The following is a 15,716-nucleotide window of genomic DNA, read 5'->3' on the forward strand; positions in this document are numbered from 1 at the left end:
CGATGCATCTTGAAATCCATAGGGTATAATTTTCATGGTGGAATAAAAAATTTTAATAGAGGTTCAGAATATGAAAAATATTGTTTCTAAAAAATTAGCTGAGAATGTTCGTGATGGATTGGTTAGTTATTACTTGGGGAATATTTCAAAAACAGCTAATGTACCCGATTTAAAAACGCCGGATGATTTGTATCAATATTTACTTATTGATAATCAGGTATCGAATCAGGTTAATACTAGTGTTGTTGCACAAGCGATTTCCAGTGTTCAGCAATATATTAATGGCATTATGCTTAACATGGAACCAGGGTATGATTATCAATATGAAGATAAAGTAGAAAAATGGAATGATATTTTAAGCCAATATAATATTTGGGCTGGTTTTCAACAGTTATGGAATTATCCAGAGAATTATATTAGCCCTATATTACGTCATGGTAAAACAAGTGATTTTAAAGAGTTGGAGGATAATTTAAATAAAGGGAAATTGAGTGATGAAGTTGTTCAAGAAGTTATATTGAATTATTTAAATAAATTTGAAGAAATAAGTAACTTAGAGTTAATGAGTGGCTATATCAATACGACTAAAGAATTAGCACCCGCTCAGGCTGAATATTATTTCATTGGTAAGATGAGTATTACGCCAGGTCAATATTACTGGCGATCGCTAAATATGGCTAATCGAAATATGCAAGATGTCATTAACCCTACAGCTTGGCAAGAATGGGAAAAAATTGGTATTCCTGCTACTGGGGAAGTGATTAAGATCCGCCCAGTCGTTATTAATGGTCGTCTTCATATCGTTTGGTTGGCACATGAAGCTGATAATAATAAAGAAGAAAATTATTATAGTATTAATTTAATATATCGAAAATTTAATGGTGAATGGAGTCTTCCAAATAAATTACGTACTTTTACTGGTGATAAGAATAAAGTTAATGATGACTTTGAACTCATTGCATTAATGGATTTGCGAGCTGAACCGGTATTAGTTATTTCTGCTATTTGTAAGCCAGTAAAAACAGAAAATAATACATCAGGAGAAAAGAATTATCCGTACTCCTGTAATTTACTATTTAACGAAGTTCCTGTGCCCCTGGTTGGTGATAAGTCATTAGATCTCTATATTTATCAACAAATTAAATCTAATTCTACGAAAGATCTTACACAATCAAATATGTTGTCAGCCTATTTTGGGGATGCATATAAATTAGTTGACAAGCCTATTTATCTGGAGTCAAAAAGTTATCCTGGGCTTGCGACAGGGAAAATGACACTATTTGCTGAAATGGGTAGTAGAAAACTACGTCTCCATGGTAATAATAGTTTGTCGATTGGGAAAGAGATTATTAAATCTGTAGCATGTGATATTGATCTTAAACGTAAATCTAGTGAAGCAGGAAAGGTTAATATTTCACTCGCTGATGGCGCTAAAGAAAATAATGGAAAAGTAACAGTTTCTGTCGTGGTGACTATCAATGGTAATAGTTATGAATCAGGTGACTATTTTTATATTATGTTTAATTCTAGTCAGAGTGGCTATCCTGAGCTGAAAGTTAATTTTTCTGAATGGGGACAAAAGCAAGGTAATGCCTATCATTTTACCAAAGAAATGGAAGTGCCACTGTCTGGACTAAAAGAAGCTAAAGTATTTAGTTCAGAACTCAATAAATCTGGTGGTAAGCTTGTTGCTTCTGGAGATGGAACGCCAAAAGTAGATATTGATCATTCAGGTCATAGGGAGGCTGATTTCTGTTTATGGAATATTGAAGGGGGGAGCGATAGTCTGTTATATTCAAAACGCCAATTACTCAATGGAAAGAGTATTATTCCTACTGTAGAACTTGATCTCGATGAAATAAAGGGTAAGGATTCGAGTGTATTTTTAAAATTAGGTTATAAGAAAGAGGGCGAAGATGCGGACTTAGGTTATAACCATTATGAAGTTAAATTCAGTAAAATTCCCTATCCTAATTTGCTGTTGGCCTATAATAAAAAAACGCAAGCACAGTATCTGGATATTACTGAATTGCAATTTAAATATCGATCTATCAGATTAAATACCCTATTTGGCAGGGAGCTTATTGCACGGGCTAACCATTCTATTGCTGATGTACTGAGTTGGGAGGCACAACATATTAATGAACCGCCTATTCCGGGTAGTGATGAAAATAATGATTCTGCGCTTAACGGGGCAAATAGTATTTATTTCTGGGAGCTTTTCTTCCATGTACCTTATTTAGTTGCGTATCAACTCAATGCTTCACAACAATATCAGGATGCCCAAAACTGGTTGCACTATATTTTCAACCCAGCAGTGAAAAATAAGGCTAATGGTAGCCCAAGTTATTGGCATTGCAGCCTGTTAGAGGTTTTTCAAGATAGCTCAGTACAATTAAAAGAATTACAAGATCCAGATGCGATAGCTTATGCCGAGCCAGTACATTATAAAAAAGCCATATTTCAAATGTATGTGCAGAACTTAATTGATTTTGGTGATAGTTTTTATCGCTTTCTGACCAATGACGGACTTAATAATGCTAAATTACGCTATCTTCAAGCACAGCAATTACTTGGTCCCAGACCTGATTTTGATTTAGTTAGTCATTGGCTGCCGATTGAATTGGCAGATGTCACCTCTTCAAAGAATAATAAATTACGCGAATTTGAGAGTAATATTGATCCTGATATATTAATTGATCTTCCAGCGGCTAAAGTCAGTGCTCATACGGCGGTCGATAATGCGATATTCAGAGTGCCTTTGAACAATGATTTACTGTGGTATTGGGATATTTTATCCAGCAGATTTTATAATTTGCGCCATAATTTAACTTTAGATGGTAAACCTTTGTCGTTACCATTATATGCAACACCTGTCGATCCAAAAAATTTGCTCGCTTTATTGGCAAATGGTGGATCATTATTGGCAGCAGGTAGTACGGGTATTTTGAATATACCACCTTATCGTTTCCGGGCATTATTACCCAGTGTTTATCATGCGGTAGATACCTTAAGTCATTTTGGTGATTTACTCTTGAGTGCGCAAGAACGTAAAGATCGTGCGGAACAGGAAGAGTTGAATCAATTGCATTTGAAAGAGTTAGCTATTTTCGCCATTTCATTGCAGAAAGATGCTGTCGCAATCGCTGAAAAAGGGAAAGAGGCATTATTAAAAAGTCAGCAGACATTACAACAGCGGATTGATCATTATAAGGCGCTTTATGATGAAAACATTTCTACAGATGAAACCAATGCGCTGAATTTACAAGGTACGGCAAAAATTATTTCTTCTGTTGAGGAAGGAATGTTAACCGCCGCTGGTGCCGCTTCGCTGATACCTAGCATTGCGGGAACATCATTTGGTGGACAACGATGGCATATGCCGCTTATTTGTTCTGCGGGTATTACACGTACTGCATCGTTAATTATGCAAATGGCGAGTGATACATTGAGTATTAAAGCGGGTTATAACCGGCGACGTGAAGAGTGGGAGATTCAATATAAACAGGCGGAAAGTGAACTGGAAATGTTGAAAAAACAGATTGAGCAGCAAGAGGCACAAATCTCCGCTGCGAATACAACATTACAGCAATCTCAGACACAACTGCAAAAAGAGCAGGATATGTATCAGTTTCTTACTGTGACTAGGGTAACGAAATCTTCGCTTTATCAATGGTTGAATGATCAGATGATGTCATTATATCGTCAGGCTTACGATGCAGTGCTTTCGCTATGTTTAAATGCACAAGCATGTTGGCAATATGAAATGGGGGATTTTGCTACACAGTTTATTGTGCAAAATGGTTGGGACGATAATCATAATGGTTTATTGGTAGGAGAAAAGATTAAACTGAATCTACTGAAAATGGAATCGGCTTATTTGAATCGTAATGAACGTCGTTTAGAATTAACTAAAACGATCTCGTTAAAAAATCTATTATCTGATACGAAAAAATGGCAAGATATTCAATCTGAACTTAAAACTGGTGAAGGAATTACATTTATACTGAATGAGAAATTATTTGATCAAGATTATGCCGGGCATTATTTACGCCAGATCACGTCTGTATCGGTCACGCTGCCAACATTAATTGGTCCTTATCAGGATATTAAAGCGACTTTAACTCAAACTAAAAGTTATACATTGAAAATGCCGGATATTAATGGTGTGAAATATTTACTTTCAAATAAGGAAGGCGATAATAAACAAATTGTCACGAATTTGAGAGCGAGCCAACAAATCGCACTTTCATCAGGGATTAATGATAGTGGTACATTTAATCTTAATTTCGGTGATGATCGCTATTTACCTTTTGAAGGAACGGGGGTGGTTTCTGACTGGAAACTCATTTTCCCATCAGCGGCAACAGACAGTATACAGCGAGATATTCTGGATAATTTGTCAGATATTATTTTGCATGTACGTTATACCGCGAAGGATGGTGGTGAGGCATTTGCTGGTCAGGTAAGAGAATTGCTTAAATAATACGTTTATACCCGTTATCTTTCAAGTTGCCTCTTTGTTGGCTGCGCTCACTCACCCCGGTCACATAGTTATCTATGCTCCCGGGGATTCGTTCCCTTGCCGTCGCGATGCATCTTGAAATCCATAGGGTATATTTGTCGCTGTTTTTGTATTTAATATTTAATCAGGAATCCGCCCCTGTATCAGTGCCTTAAACGAGGTTTGTCAGCGGTCAGAGCACCCCGAAAGGTACCTTTAATGGTTATGTTAAGCGGTGATAATTTTCAATCCTTGTTTATCAATGAGGTTTAGCATTCTTAATGCTGCCCCATTGGGCTTAATTTCATCACGCTCCCATTTCGATACGCTTTCTTTCGTCATATTAAGCGCCAGAGCTAAACTAGCTTGAGAAATGTTATAACGGTCGCGTAATTTTTTGATTTCATCTCCAGACATCGGGCGAGCTTTAGCTATACGTTTACTTAAATTGCGAACCTGAATTCTAGCTTCAAGTTTTTTGGTTAAATCACCGTTAGAAATACCAGCCTCTTCCAGCTCTTTTGCAAAGCCAAGCATTTCGTTCAATTTAGTGCTCATCTTTCACCTCTACCAAAAGTTTTAGTTCGAGCATTTTTTTTATTTTTTTATCATCATACTTTAGAAGTTCTGCGGCAACGTCTTTGTAGCCTTCCAAGTCATCGTCCTCGATTTCCTTAGCTCCTTTTCCGCTGACTTCACTTTTTGACCAGCCATCGAAAAAAAACAGGTTAGTTCCACTTTTAAAGAAGATGATAGTTCGTGTGCCTCCACTCTTACCCATGCCTTTTAAAGGAACCCGCTTCTTGATAACATCACCGCCTAAATCAGCTTCAAATACACCATTCATGACCTCAGACGCTGCTTTAAGTAAGGTATCTGTGGTGATTTTTAGTTTTTTGGCCTTTTTATTAAAAAGTTTTGTTAAGTAAACAGCCACGAAATCCCCGAAATTGTAATTTTTATTATAGTAATCCTTGCTATAGTCTTGTGCAAGTTTTAATCGATATTATCTATATAAGCTGGGTCAGAGTAGTTATTAAATTGAGACCATTGACTGTTAAACATCAGTCGAACCGTACCTATCAGGTTGTTGCGCTGCTTACCTGTGATAACCTCTGCTATTCCTTTCGTGTCTGTATTTTCATTATATAGGCCACCATCTGGCGGCCTATTGATATAAAAGTCAGGAATCTTTTGCAATCAAATTAACCGCTGCTTTTCTCGGCCAAAATAAACATCCCAAACGGATGAATTTCCAGATAGTAATGATCGCCAACATCGGGTTGCAATTGGGTGGCGTTAATCTGTAATAGCAGAGTTTGCCCTTGCCAATCTACGGTGACTTCATATTGTGGCCCCATGTAAGCCACATGGCTGATGGTACAGCGTTGGCTAATATTTCCATTACGGCTCAGGGTGATAGCTTCCGGTCTGACGCCTACCGTTACCGATTGTAGGTTGGTGGTAAAGTTTGTTGGCCGTGGCAGGCGATATTGAAAAATCTCGACATAATCAGCACCCAAAGTCGCCGGGAAGATATTGGCATCTCCCATAAAACTTGCCATAAACTCAGACGCCGGTTGGCGATAGAGTGTTTGTGGCGTGCCAATTTGCATGATTTTACCTTTGTTCATCACCAGTACCGCATCGGAAACTGCAAATGCCTCACTTTGATCATGAGTAACGTATAGTGAGGTGATATTAAATTGCTGCTGTAATTCGCGGATTTTCTCGCGCATACTGCGGCGCAGATTGGCATCAAGGTTACTCAGCGGTTCATCGAAAAGTAACACTTTAGGTTTGAGGGTCAGTGCGCGAGCGAGGGCAACACGCTGTTGCTGACCACCGGAGATTTGATCCACATAACGATCATCAAAGCCGCCTAAGTCCACCAGCTCCAGCGCCTCTTTAACCCGTTCGCGTATCTCCGCTTTAGGCCGTCCTAACATTTTCAGCCCGTAGCCAATATTTTCCCCTAGCGACATATGCGGAAACAGGGCGTAGGACTGAAACACCATACAGATGTCACGTTGCTGGATAGAGCGATCTGTAACGTCTTCACCATCAATGAACATCTTACCTTCACTCGGTTTCTCCAGCCCGGCAACCAGACGTAATACGGTGGTTTTACCGCAACCGGAGGGTCCTAACAGTGTAACCATATGTCCCTGAGGAATAGATAGCTCCAGATTATCGATCACGGTGTTGCTACCGAACCGTTTGGTTACATTTTTCAGTTCGACAAAATTGTGTTGTGTCATATTGTCACTCCGTGATTACTGTGCATTTTTGGCTTTGGAACGAGAGATCCGCGCTTCGCCAATCAGATAGTCAAATAAGAAAATAATGGCCAGCATAACTACAATCAGGATCGAGCCATAAGCGATAGCAACCCCGTATTCACCATCTTCCACTCGATTCAGGATATAAGAGGTTGCTACGCGGGTGTCTGGTGTGACCAGGAAGACAATCGCGCTGACGGTGGTAATCGCACGCACGAAGCTGTAGATCAGTGCAGATAAAATCGCCGGGCGCAGTAAGGGTAACAGAACATGGAAGATGGTTTTCATCGATCCGGCACGCAGGCTGAGTGAAGCTTCATCCAGTGATTTATCAATTTGTCCAAGACCGGCAATGCCTGCCCGGATACCCACTGGTACATTGCGCATGGTCATGGAGATAATGACGATTGCCGCCGTTCCGGTGAGATAAAAAGGTGAATCGTTGAAGGCTAGAATGTAGGAAACCCCAGCGACGGTACCCGGTACGGCAAAGCACAGCATAGTGGTGAATTCGATGGTTTTTTTACCGCGAAATTCCTGGCGTACAACAATGTAAGCAATCAACAGACCGAGGATCGCAGTAATGGGGGCAGCGATACCGGCGTAGAGTAGGGTATCCAGTAATGATGGCCATGCGCCATCGTGCAGACCTTGACCGAACAGTTTGATGAAGTTATCTAAGGTCAGTGTGTAATCAACTCCCCAGTTGACGGTGAAACTGCCGTAGAAGATGCTGCCGTATAACAAAATGTTGAACACAACCCAGATAAATAGGATGGCACAGACCCCCCAAACCAGTGACGTTGGCAACGGTTGTACGTCACCACGGTAGGATTTGCCGGAAACCGTGACGTAGGAACGTTTACCAATCCACAGATACTGCACGCAGAAGACCAGCAGCGAGAAAACCAGCAGTGAAGCGCCAAGAGTACTGGCGGCCTGATAGTCGAGTTGAGAACCGGTGATATAGAAATAGATCTGGGTCGCCAGTACGTCAAAGCTACCGCCCAGTACCAATGGGTTACTGAAATCGGCCAGCGACTGGACAATGACAATCAGGAAAGCGTTCGCCAGTGCTGGTTTTAACAGCGGAATAAAAACATTGAAGAATGTCTGATAGCGATTGGCTCGCAGAGTATAAGCAGCTTCTTCCAATGAGGGATGGATGGTTTTGATAGCGCCATCAAGGATCATAAATGCCATTGGCGTAAAGGCTAGAACTTGCGCCAGCCAGATGCCGGTAAAGCCATACAGCCAGTTGGTGTTGGTTAGGCCAAACCAGGTTGCCATAAATTCAGTGATATAACCGGAACGGCCCATCATTAGGGTGACGCCTAAACCGACCACAAACGGTGGCGTTACGATGGGTAAGATAGAGAATACCCGGCCAATAATGGCGGAACGGCGGGCGATTCTGGCGGTATAAATTGCCAGCACCAGCCCGAAGAAAGTGCAACCGACACCCACGGCTAGAGAGAGCAAAACGGAGTTGATGATAACCTGAATAATGTGTGCCTGCCCCAGGATCGATATAAAAGCAAATGGGGCAAACTGACCGGCATCATCCGTAAACATCGGAATAAAGATGGCAATACTCGGATAAAGGATAAATATGCCGATTAGGGCAATAACCGCGACTAATGAACCGATAACAAAACTGTCACCACCCAGCCATTCAAGGCGAGACAGGGCCAGAGTAATCATCGCGCCCAGTGAGATAAACAGGAAAATCGTCGAGTAGCCCAGCCCACGACCAATAATGGCGGCGCTAATAACGACAAATAGTGTGCATAGTAAGGCATAACCCGCGTCAAAATAGTGGCGTCGATGTTGATTGCGGTTGGCTGGTGTGAGTGGACGTAGTAGTAGTACTGAGGGTAACAGGAACCATAGTAAGCTGATGTTTAATCCATTCCAGCCATAAGCGGCGAGCAGTTCATCTTGAGTAGATTCGAATAGGCCGTAGTCCAGGCTCCATGATGGCAAAAGCGCGAAGGCCAGCCACATTAGAGCAATCCACCAGAACACGGCATCCTGCTTCTGTCTGATAGGCAGGGTAAATGCGTGAGACATAATTTCCTTCCATTATTATTGTGTGGTAGCAGCAGTAAGCAGCTATCCTCCTAAGGCGTTATTGATGCGGGAACATAAGGTAGCCTGATGGATAGCTTCTAAGGGCGGAGGTGAGCCGCCCTTGACTGGCTTTATTTAGCCATTTTCACTTCTGTCACCCATTTGGTAATTAACTCCTTGCGTACATCATTGGCGCCATATTTATCCATGTCGTAATTGATCAGTTTTAGATCGGATAATTTAAGCGCCAGAGGAGAAGCTTTCGCCTTGGTATTGGTCAGGATCTGATAAGCTTTCCCTTTCTTCCAGCTCAATTCTTGTGCTTCTTTGGATAACACCCAGTCAACAAACAGTTTAGCGTTGTCCATATTGCGGGCATTTTTGATGATACTTACGCCGCCGATTTCATAACCGGTACTTTCACATGGCGCGATAAGTTTTAGTGGTGCGCCATTTTCTACTTCCAATGAGTAATCATGCAGGAAACCGATACCAATCGCAGATTCGCCACGGGCGGCATTTCGTGCTGGCGCAATGCCGGATTTAGTGTACTGAGAAATATTGGCGTTTAGTTTTTTCAGGTAATCAAATGCCTGATCTTTGCCCCATAACTGAACAAAGGTTGCTAACGCGGTGTAAGCGGTACCTGAACTTTGAGGATCGGCAATCTGAATTTCGCCTTTATATATCGGTTTGGTGAGATCTTTCCAGCAGGTTGGAATCGGCAGATTTTTCTCTTTTAGACGTTCAGTGTTGACGCCATAGCCGAGAATACCGACATAAACGGCGGAGCTGTAGTTGCCTTTACGTTTGGCCGGGTCGCGGAACTGCGGCATGATTTGCGTCAGATTAGGGGATTTATAAGGTTCTAGCAGATCCATCTCTCCCGCTTGAGATTGCGGGTCCAGAGTCCCGCCGTACCAGACATCCGCTTGTGGATTGCGTTTTTCGGCTTCAATTTTTGCCAGAGTACTGCCTGAACCGTTACGGACAAAAGTGGTTTTTACATTGTATTTTTCACCGAATGCTCTGGTTTCAGTTTCACACAGGGCGTTAGTGGCGCTGCAATAAACGATCAAACGTCCGGCGGCCTGAGCACTGTTGGTAAATGCAGCAACGGCCAGACCGGCTGCAATAAGTGTAGAGAAAGGTTTCAGTTTCATTATTTTGTCCTTATTTGTATTCAAAACTGCTTATTATTAGAAAGTAGCGAGGTTACCCCTGCCATATGTTCCCTTTTACCAACGTCTGCCATTAACAGTGGCATCAACAGCAAACCCATCATGGCGGCTGCGGCGGTGAGCAGGGCAAACATCCCTGACCAGCCATAGTGGGCAACCACCTGACTTAGTGGCCAGCCTGCGATTGCTGCGCCCAGGTAGGCGTACAATCCCAGATAACCCGTGACGGTGCCAGCAGCTTGTTTATGGCAATATTCCGTTGCTGCCAGCCCAATCAGCATTTGCGGGCCAAATACAAAAAAGCCGATACTGAAAAAACAAGCTGCCAACAGCGCGTAGTGATGAATGGGAGTCAGCCACAATGCGGTGACAGCTATAAATAGCCCAAGCGCAAACAGGAGAATCATTGGAGCGCGTTGGCCGCGGAACAGTAAATCAGATCCCCAACCAGAAAACAGAGCGCCGGTTAAACCACCGAGTTCAAACAGGGAAAGTGTCGCATTGGCACTGAGCAGATTGGCGCCATGTGTTTCCGACAACCACAGATTTCCCCAATCGTTAATTGCCATTCTGATGAGATAGACCAGAATGTAGGAGCATCCTAGCAACCAGATAGTTTTGTTAGTTAAGATGGTATCCCGCAATATCTGCATCATCGGCATGGGGGATGATAGCTGTTCGTGTCGAAGCTCCAGTAAATCCTGCCGCCACTGCCCCACACTGGGCAAACCGTGCTGTTGTGGTATGTCGCATAACTGATGGCAGAGCCAGATGCCTAATAAAATGCCGATAATCCCCGGCATCATCAGCGCTGTTTGCCAGCCGTAAGTTGTCGCCAGAAAAGCGGACAACATTGGCACGGTAATGCCAACAATATTAATGGAGATATTCCAGTATCCCCACCAGAAGCCGCGCTCATTGCGGGAGTACCAGTGTGTCAGCAATCTGGCGCAGGGGGGCCATCCCCAGCCCTGAAAGAAGCCGTTCAGTGTCCAGATGATCAGCAGTGCAGAAAATGATGAACAGAAAGCGAAGATAATGTTTAACACACCTGTCATCACTAATCCGGCCCCCATAAACCAGCGATAGCCAGTGCGATCATGAAATACGCCGGAAATAAATTTTGAGCTGCCGTAAGCCAGATAGAACAGAGTGGTTATCCAGCCAATATGCCCTTTATCCAATCCCAGTTCCAACTGCATAACCGGCATAACAAAGTTGAAGCTTTTTCGTGTCAGATAAAATGCGGCATAGCCAATGATCATGGAAATCAGCAAACGGCTGCGCCAGCGGCGATAGTGTTGTGAAATCTGTTTCTGGCTGGTGGCTTGCATACCCGGCTCCTCCATGAAAATGAAATATAAAGAAAGGTTGATGAAAATGGATGGGATAAGGTTTTAGGCAACTAGGAATAATTCCTAGTTATGCCTGATTTTCATCAGAATTTGTGGGCAGCTTAACAATTATACGCGTGCCGTTATCATTGCTTAACTGCCAATCTCCACCTAACGCGCGGATACGTTTTTCAATACCTTGGAGGCCAAATCCACCTTTTCTTTTATCTTCTGTAATGCCGATGCCGTTATCACTGATTCTGAGTTCGATCACATCCCGGCGCTGTCGCAGGATGATAGCGATTCGAGTCGCTTTGGCATGTTTGCTGACGTTGTTCAGTAACTCTTGAACCAGACGGTAAAGGGTAAAAACCACTGTTTCATTGGTTGGATTTTGAGGAAGTTGGTAGTCCAACCGGCAATCAATCTGTTGTTCCTTAAACGCAAATTCATGGATCAGATGGTGAAGCGCTTTTTCTAAGGACATCTCTTCCAAAACCGGTGGGCGCAATTGGCGTAATAATTGACGGGTGGATTGGTGGATCTGTTGGGCCAGGTTATTGATCTGTTCCGCGATCATTTCTGTTGCCGGGGTGATGGCGGTACGTTTTATCAGCGTTGCCTGAATTTGAATGGCAGTAATATTCTGACCAATTTCATCATGTAACTCGCGGGCAATACTTTTACGAATATCTTCTTCTGTGTGAACCAGCTTCTTCATCAGAGTATGGCGGGCGGTTAGTTCCTGCTCTAAGAGTTCATGGTAACGTTGTAAATTTTCAGCGAGCTGCTGTTGGCGGCTACGCCAGCCAGCAGAATCGAGAGCCGTTGCCAATACAGGGGATAGCGCCACCAGAATTGTTGCACGATAAGGGTGGGTATTAGGCTGAGAAAGGGTGATAACAGAATGATATTGTGAGTAATAAGTTGTTCGCTGCCGAGCCATAGCAGAATAATAATCTCAGTGGCTAATAAGGTGGGCAAGTAACGACGTCCCAGGAGGATAAACAGTGCCAGCCGTAACCCTTGTGGCAGAAGTAGTGTAGCTTGTTGTCCATTGTCATTCAGGTAAAAGCTGATGGTCCACAGAGCAAGCCAGCTCAGCGAATAAAAAATCATCAGAAAGAGTGATAACAGGCCAAATCGTGATCCTCTGTTCATGGATTCCCCATTAGAATCTGGTGTTGCAGAGCGTAATGAACCAGATCAATGGTGCTATCGCACTGGAGCTTGCAGAGAATATTGGCACGATGCACGTGAACTGTTTTGTGACTGAGATAAAGTTGTTCTGCGATAGTTTTGACATTAATGCCATTGATCAGCAGATCAAATATTTCCCGTTCTCTGGGGGTTAGCACTTGCAGTGCTGTAACCTTCTGTGATGTTTGACGCAGTGCTTTTAGTGCATCAGCGCACAAATAGCAGCCGCCTTGATGTACGGAGCGTACTGCCTGAACTAATTCTTCCGGGCCGCATCGTTTGGTGAGATAGCCGCAGGCGCCGGCATCCAGCGCACTTTGGACAAATGCGGTGGTGTCATAAATACTGAGAATAATGGTACGAAAATCAGGTCGTTTTTGCCGTAACCGAGTGAGCAGGTGCAAACCACTTTCATCCGGCATCGCGATATCCATCACGGCAACATCAATCGGGTTTCTGAGTAAACCCAACCAAGCTTCTTTGGCATTGGCGTATTGCCCGGCGATTTCAAGATCATTTTCAAGCATGAGTAATTGGGCAAAACCGGAACGGACAACTACGTGGTCGTCAATAAGTGCAACTCTAATCATAATTTTTTTAACGAATAAATGGTAAATACAATAAGTTACATGATGTGCAGGAAAGGCAGGTTGTGCAAATTAATCAACTAAATCTGCAAGAAAGCTAACAAATTTAGCTATGAATTTATGCTCTGAGTACTGGCGTGGCGAAAGCCAGAAAAATGGGGATTAAAATATCTGGCACAATGACAACGCGCCCGTTTTAGCGCGTTGAAATAATATCAGGTAGATTTAATTTGGTTAATAATAAAAGGGTTAACCTGCAATAAGATAAGTAGCTTTCTTGCTGCGCCAGTGGGATAGCGGCGTTTACTTTCCCAGCTTTTTACCAGGTCATAGCTTACGCCAACTGCTATGGCAAACTCCTGTTGTTTCAGGCCAGTTGCTTCGCGTATTGCTTTAACATCAATTTCGGCAAAAGTGTGAACATGTTCCGGTTTTGGCGTCAATTCACCTTTTTCAATTTTCACCATTTCTTCTGCACTAGCTAGAAGATCAGCAAACAATTCATTTTTCATAAATACCTCAGCTGGCTTTCTCAGTAACTTGCATATGATATTTTTATCATACAGTTTAGCCTTGCTTGTTGTTTCACCAATTAATTTAATCCAAGAAAGTAGATACTTTCTTTAATGCTTTCTTCTGCTCTTCCGTTAAATTATCTTGTTCACTTTTTAGGTAGATTAATGCCAAATAAATACGACCTTTACGGGTGACATTATAGTAAATAACTCTAATACCACCCCGTTTTCCTGTTCCCTGACGGCCCCAGCGTATTTTGCGAAATCCACCAGTATCAGAAATAGTGTCCCCTTCTTCGGGGTCATTAATCAGAACTTCTTGAAACTTTCGATATTCATCATCAGTTAGCAGCGTTTGTCGTCTTTTACTGAAACCTTGTAGTTCAATGAACGTAAACATGGTGTCCTCTGATCAATTATCGTTTATGTAGATTGTATGTGTACCATGTACACTTTTGCAAGTATATTGGTGTACGTAGTACATATTTTGCCTATGGAACGACAAACTTACTTGTGATCCGCATTTTTACAAACCAATTTACTTCCTTCTTTGTGCCAAAATCTCAATGATTCCTTGTGTAATAGTTGCCTCTGTGCCGGTAATTTCGGTAGCAGTGTAAGTGTTGGCAGAAAACGAGTTAGTAAGATTGGTAAAAAATCTTATGCCCATCTATAACTTAATTGCCACCGAATCATCATTTGTTAATAAATTACTTTATGGAGCCAATTATTCGTGAATATTATTAAAATTCCCCCTCTGCCCAATCCATTCCCATATATGTTACATCCGTTAGTCAATGCGGGAGAGCCGGAAAATTGTGAGATTGAAATAGCTACGCGTGAATATGCGGATCGTTTCCATCTATATAGTAACGAAACACAGCGGCAACGTTTATGGAAAATGGAGAGTGCACGGTTGGCGGGGTTACTCTATCCAAAGGGGAGTAAGGAATTGTTGCAAGTAGGTTCAGATTTCGTGATGTGGGGTTTTGCCTATGATGATGAATATTGCGATGAAGGGCCATTAAGCATGAATCTTACCGCTTATATTCATAATGCGGCTCAATTACAACGCGCACTTGAGTCTCCTGAAAATCCGGTAAACAACGACCGTTACGCGATGGCAATGCGTGACTTACGTATTCGATTGGAACGCTATTCATCTCCTGCTTTAGCAGGTCGTTTTTTTGAGGTGATACGTACTTACATTATGACTGAAATGTGGAAGGCGGTGGAGCCAAAACCTTCGTTTGATGATTATTTGGTGATGCGTATGTATGGTGGTGGCGCTTGGGCATATCCTGTGTTAAGCCATATTATCGCAGGTATTAATATTAGTCAGGATGAGTTTGAAGATCGCCGCATCCGTGCATTATCAGAAATGATGGACTGCCTGACTGCATGGGATTGTGAAGCCTATGCTTATGCGAAGGAACAAGCACGGGCGATAGATGATAAGGAACATAATGTTATTAGTGTCATATGTCGACAATATGGTTATACGGTTGAACAGAGCATGGAGCATTATTGGGAACTCCGTTGGCGGGTAGTTAGCTTGTTCTTGCGGTTACAAAAAGAGGTATTGATTACCGCATCTCCTGAAGTTCGTGATTACATTAATGGATTGACTGCCTATTACAGTGGTGGTTTGTTCTGGGGTCAGACTTCTAAGCGTTATTGGTCCATCAGTGGTCTTTCCTACGACAATCTATTTGAAGGAGGATTGTGCACCGATATTCTGCCCTCGGAAAGTTTCGAATCACTGGGGCTTCCCTCTTTTGAGTGGTGGTGGGAATACGATCCAGCTCGTAAAACTCATATGAATTAACCCGTGCTACTGGACAACACCTGTCGGCCAAGTTGGGTACGGTGGATTCGAACCGCATTTGCACGGTGCAACCCAACTGCCGATAAGGCGCTACTTCGACGTCGATATAAAAAACTTCGCCCTAGAGATAAATCACGGCTTGTCAGTGATTGTTAACATGCTCACACTTTCTATTGCGGGCCAAACCCTTGGTCTGTAAGGGATAACGAGCG

11 protein-coding genes and 2 pseudogenes are annotated in these 15,716 nt (G+C 42.7%); 2 read left to right on the plus strand and 11 right to left on the minus strand.

Annotated elements, in window-relative coordinates; all coding sequences use genetic code 11:
- Positions 1 to 70: 70 nt before the first annotated feature.
- A complete protein-coding gene (locus tag AAC155_RS13165; protein ID WP_113042667.1) occupies positions 71 to 4,486 on the plus strand; it encodes a Tc toxin subunit A-related protein in 4,416 nt (1,471 codons plus the stop codon).
- A 246-nt stretch (positions 4,487 to 4,732) separates the two neighbouring features.
- Here the strand turns inward: AAC155_RS13165 and AAC155_RS13170 are convergent, their stop codons facing one another.
- The 11 genes and pseudogenes from AAC155_RS13170 to AAC155_RS13220 all read right to left on the minus strand — a co-directional run bounded on the left by AAC155_RS13170 (position 4,733) and on the right by AAC155_RS13220 (position 14,076).
- A complete protein-coding gene (locus tag AAC155_RS13170; protein WP_113042669.1) occupies positions 4,733 to 5,062 on the minus strand; it encodes a helix-turn-helix domain-containing protein in 330 nt (109 codons plus the stop codon).
- On the minus strand, positions 5,052 to 5,441 hold the full coding sequence (locus AAC155_RS13175) for a type II toxin-antitoxin system RelE/ParE family toxin (RefSeq protein ID WP_113042671.1): 390 nt from the start codon (positions 5,439 to 5,441) through the stop codon (positions 5,052 to 5,054). Before AAC155_RS13175 ends, AAC155_RS13170 begins: the two co-directional genes overlap by 11 nt.
- A gap of 59 nt (positions 5,442 to 5,500) precedes the next feature.
- Positions 5,501 to 5,656, minus strand: a pseudogene (locus AAC155_RS13180) (replicative DNA helicase); the annotation flags it as partial.
- A 53-nt stretch (positions 5,657 to 5,709) separates the two neighbouring features.
- Positions 5,710 to 6,765 (minus strand): ferric ABC transporter ATP-binding protein, encoded by a 1,056-nt coding sequence (fbpC, locus tag AAC155_RS13185; RefSeq protein WP_113042675.1) that lies wholly within the window; start codon positions 6,763 to 6,765, stop codon positions 5,710 to 5,712.
- 15 nt (positions 6,766 to 6,780) lie between these two features.
- On the minus strand, positions 6,781 to 8,859 hold the full coding sequence (locus AAC155_RS13190; RefSeq protein ID WP_113042678.1) for an ABC transporter permease: 2,079 nt from the start codon (positions 8,857 to 8,859) through the stop codon (positions 6,781 to 6,783).
- Positions 8,860 to 8,990: 131 nt separating this feature from the next.
- Positions 8,991 to 10,022: an ABC transporter substrate-binding protein gene (locus AAC155_RS13195; RefSeq protein ID WP_113042680.1), complete on the minus strand. Its 1,032-nt coding sequence runs from the start codon at positions 10,020 to 10,022 to the stop codon at positions 8,991 to 8,993.
- A gap of 20 nt (positions 10,023 to 10,042) precedes the next feature.
- The gene (gene uhpC / locus AAC155_RS13200) at positions 10,043 to 11,389 is read right to left on the minus strand and encodes an MFS transporter family glucose-6-phosphate receptor UhpC (RefSeq protein ID WP_146748099.1); all 1,347 of its coding nucleotides are present in this window, start codon (positions 11,387 to 11,389) and stop codon (positions 10,043 to 10,045) included.
- Positions 11,390 to 11,462: 73 nt separating this feature from the next.
- Positions 11,463 to 12,535 (minus strand): annotated as a pseudogene (locus tag AAC155_RS13205) (MASE1 domain-containing sensor histidine kinase).
- Positions 12,532 to 13,164, minus strand: coding sequence for a response regulator transcription factor (locus AAC155_RS13210; RefSeq protein ID WP_113042685.1), 633 nt, complete (start codon positions 13,162 to 13,164; stop codon positions 12,532 to 12,534). Before AAC155_RS13210 ends, AAC155_RS13205 begins: the two are co-directional and overlap by 4 nt.
- 212 nt (positions 13,165 to 13,376) lie before the next feature.
- Complete coding sequence (gene nadS / locus AAC155_RS13215; protein ID WP_113042687.1) at positions 13,377 to 13,673, minus strand: NadS family protein; 297 nt, start codon at positions 13,671 to 13,673, stop codon at positions 13,377 to 13,379.
- A gap of 85 nt (positions 13,674 to 13,758) precedes the next feature.
- Positions 13,759 to 14,076, minus strand: coding sequence for a type II toxin-antitoxin system RelE/ParE family toxin (locus AAC155_RS13220; RefSeq protein ID WP_113042689.1), 318 nt, complete (start codon positions 14,074 to 14,076; stop codon positions 13,759 to 13,761).
- Between the two features lie 333 nt (positions 14,077 to 14,409).
- On the opposite strand from AAC155_RS13220, the gene AAC155_RS13225 reads away from it, so the two are divergent.
- Complete coding sequence (locus AAC155_RS13225) at positions 14,410 to 15,504, plus strand: terpene synthase family protein (RefSeq protein ID WP_113042690.1); 1,095 nt, start codon at positions 14,410 to 14,412, stop codon at positions 15,502 to 15,504.
- Positions 15,505 to 15,716 lie beyond the last annotated feature (212 nt).

The organism is Photorhabdus sp. HUG-39 (genome assembly GCF_963878365.1).
Classification (GTDB): domain Bacteria; phylum Pseudomonadota; class Gammaproteobacteria; order Enterobacterales; family Enterobacteriaceae; genus Photorhabdus; species Photorhabdus kayaii.

Coding starts and splice junctions, on each gene's coding strand:
- nadS (WP_113042687.1), bottom strand. CDS start 13,673: ATGAAAAATGAATTGTTTGCTGATCTTCTAGCTAGTGCAGAAGAAATG.
- AAC155_RS13220 (WP_113042689.1), bottom strand. CDS start 14,076: ATGTTTACGTTCATTGAACTACAAGGTTTCAGTAAAAGACGACAAACG.
- AAC155_RS13195 (WP_113042680.1), bottom strand. CDS start 10,022: ATGAAACTGAAACCTTTCTCTACACTTATTGCAGCCGGTCTGGCCGTT.
- AAC155_RS13210 (WP_113042685.1), bottom strand. CDS start 13,164: ATGATTAGAGTTGCACTTATTGACGACCACGTAGTTGTCCGTTCCGGT.
- fbpC (WP_113042675.1), bottom strand. CDS start 6,765: ATGACACAACACAATTTTGTCGAACTGAAAAATGTAACCAAACGGTTC.
- AAC155_RS13190 (WP_113042678.1), bottom strand. CDS start 8,859: ATGTCTCACGCATTTACCCTGCCTATCAGACAGAAGCAGGATGCCGTG.
- AAC155_RS13165 (WP_113042667.1), top strand. CDS start 71: ATGAAAAATATTGTTTCTAAAAAATTAGCTGAGAATGTTCGTGATGGA.
- uhpC (WP_146748099.1), bottom strand. CDS start 11,389: ATGGAGGAGCCGGGTATGCAAGCCACCAGCCAGAAACAGATTTCACAA.
- AAC155_RS13170 (WP_113042669.1), bottom strand. CDS start 5,062: ATGAGCACTAAATTGAACGAAATGCTTGGCTTTGCAAAAGAGCTGGAA.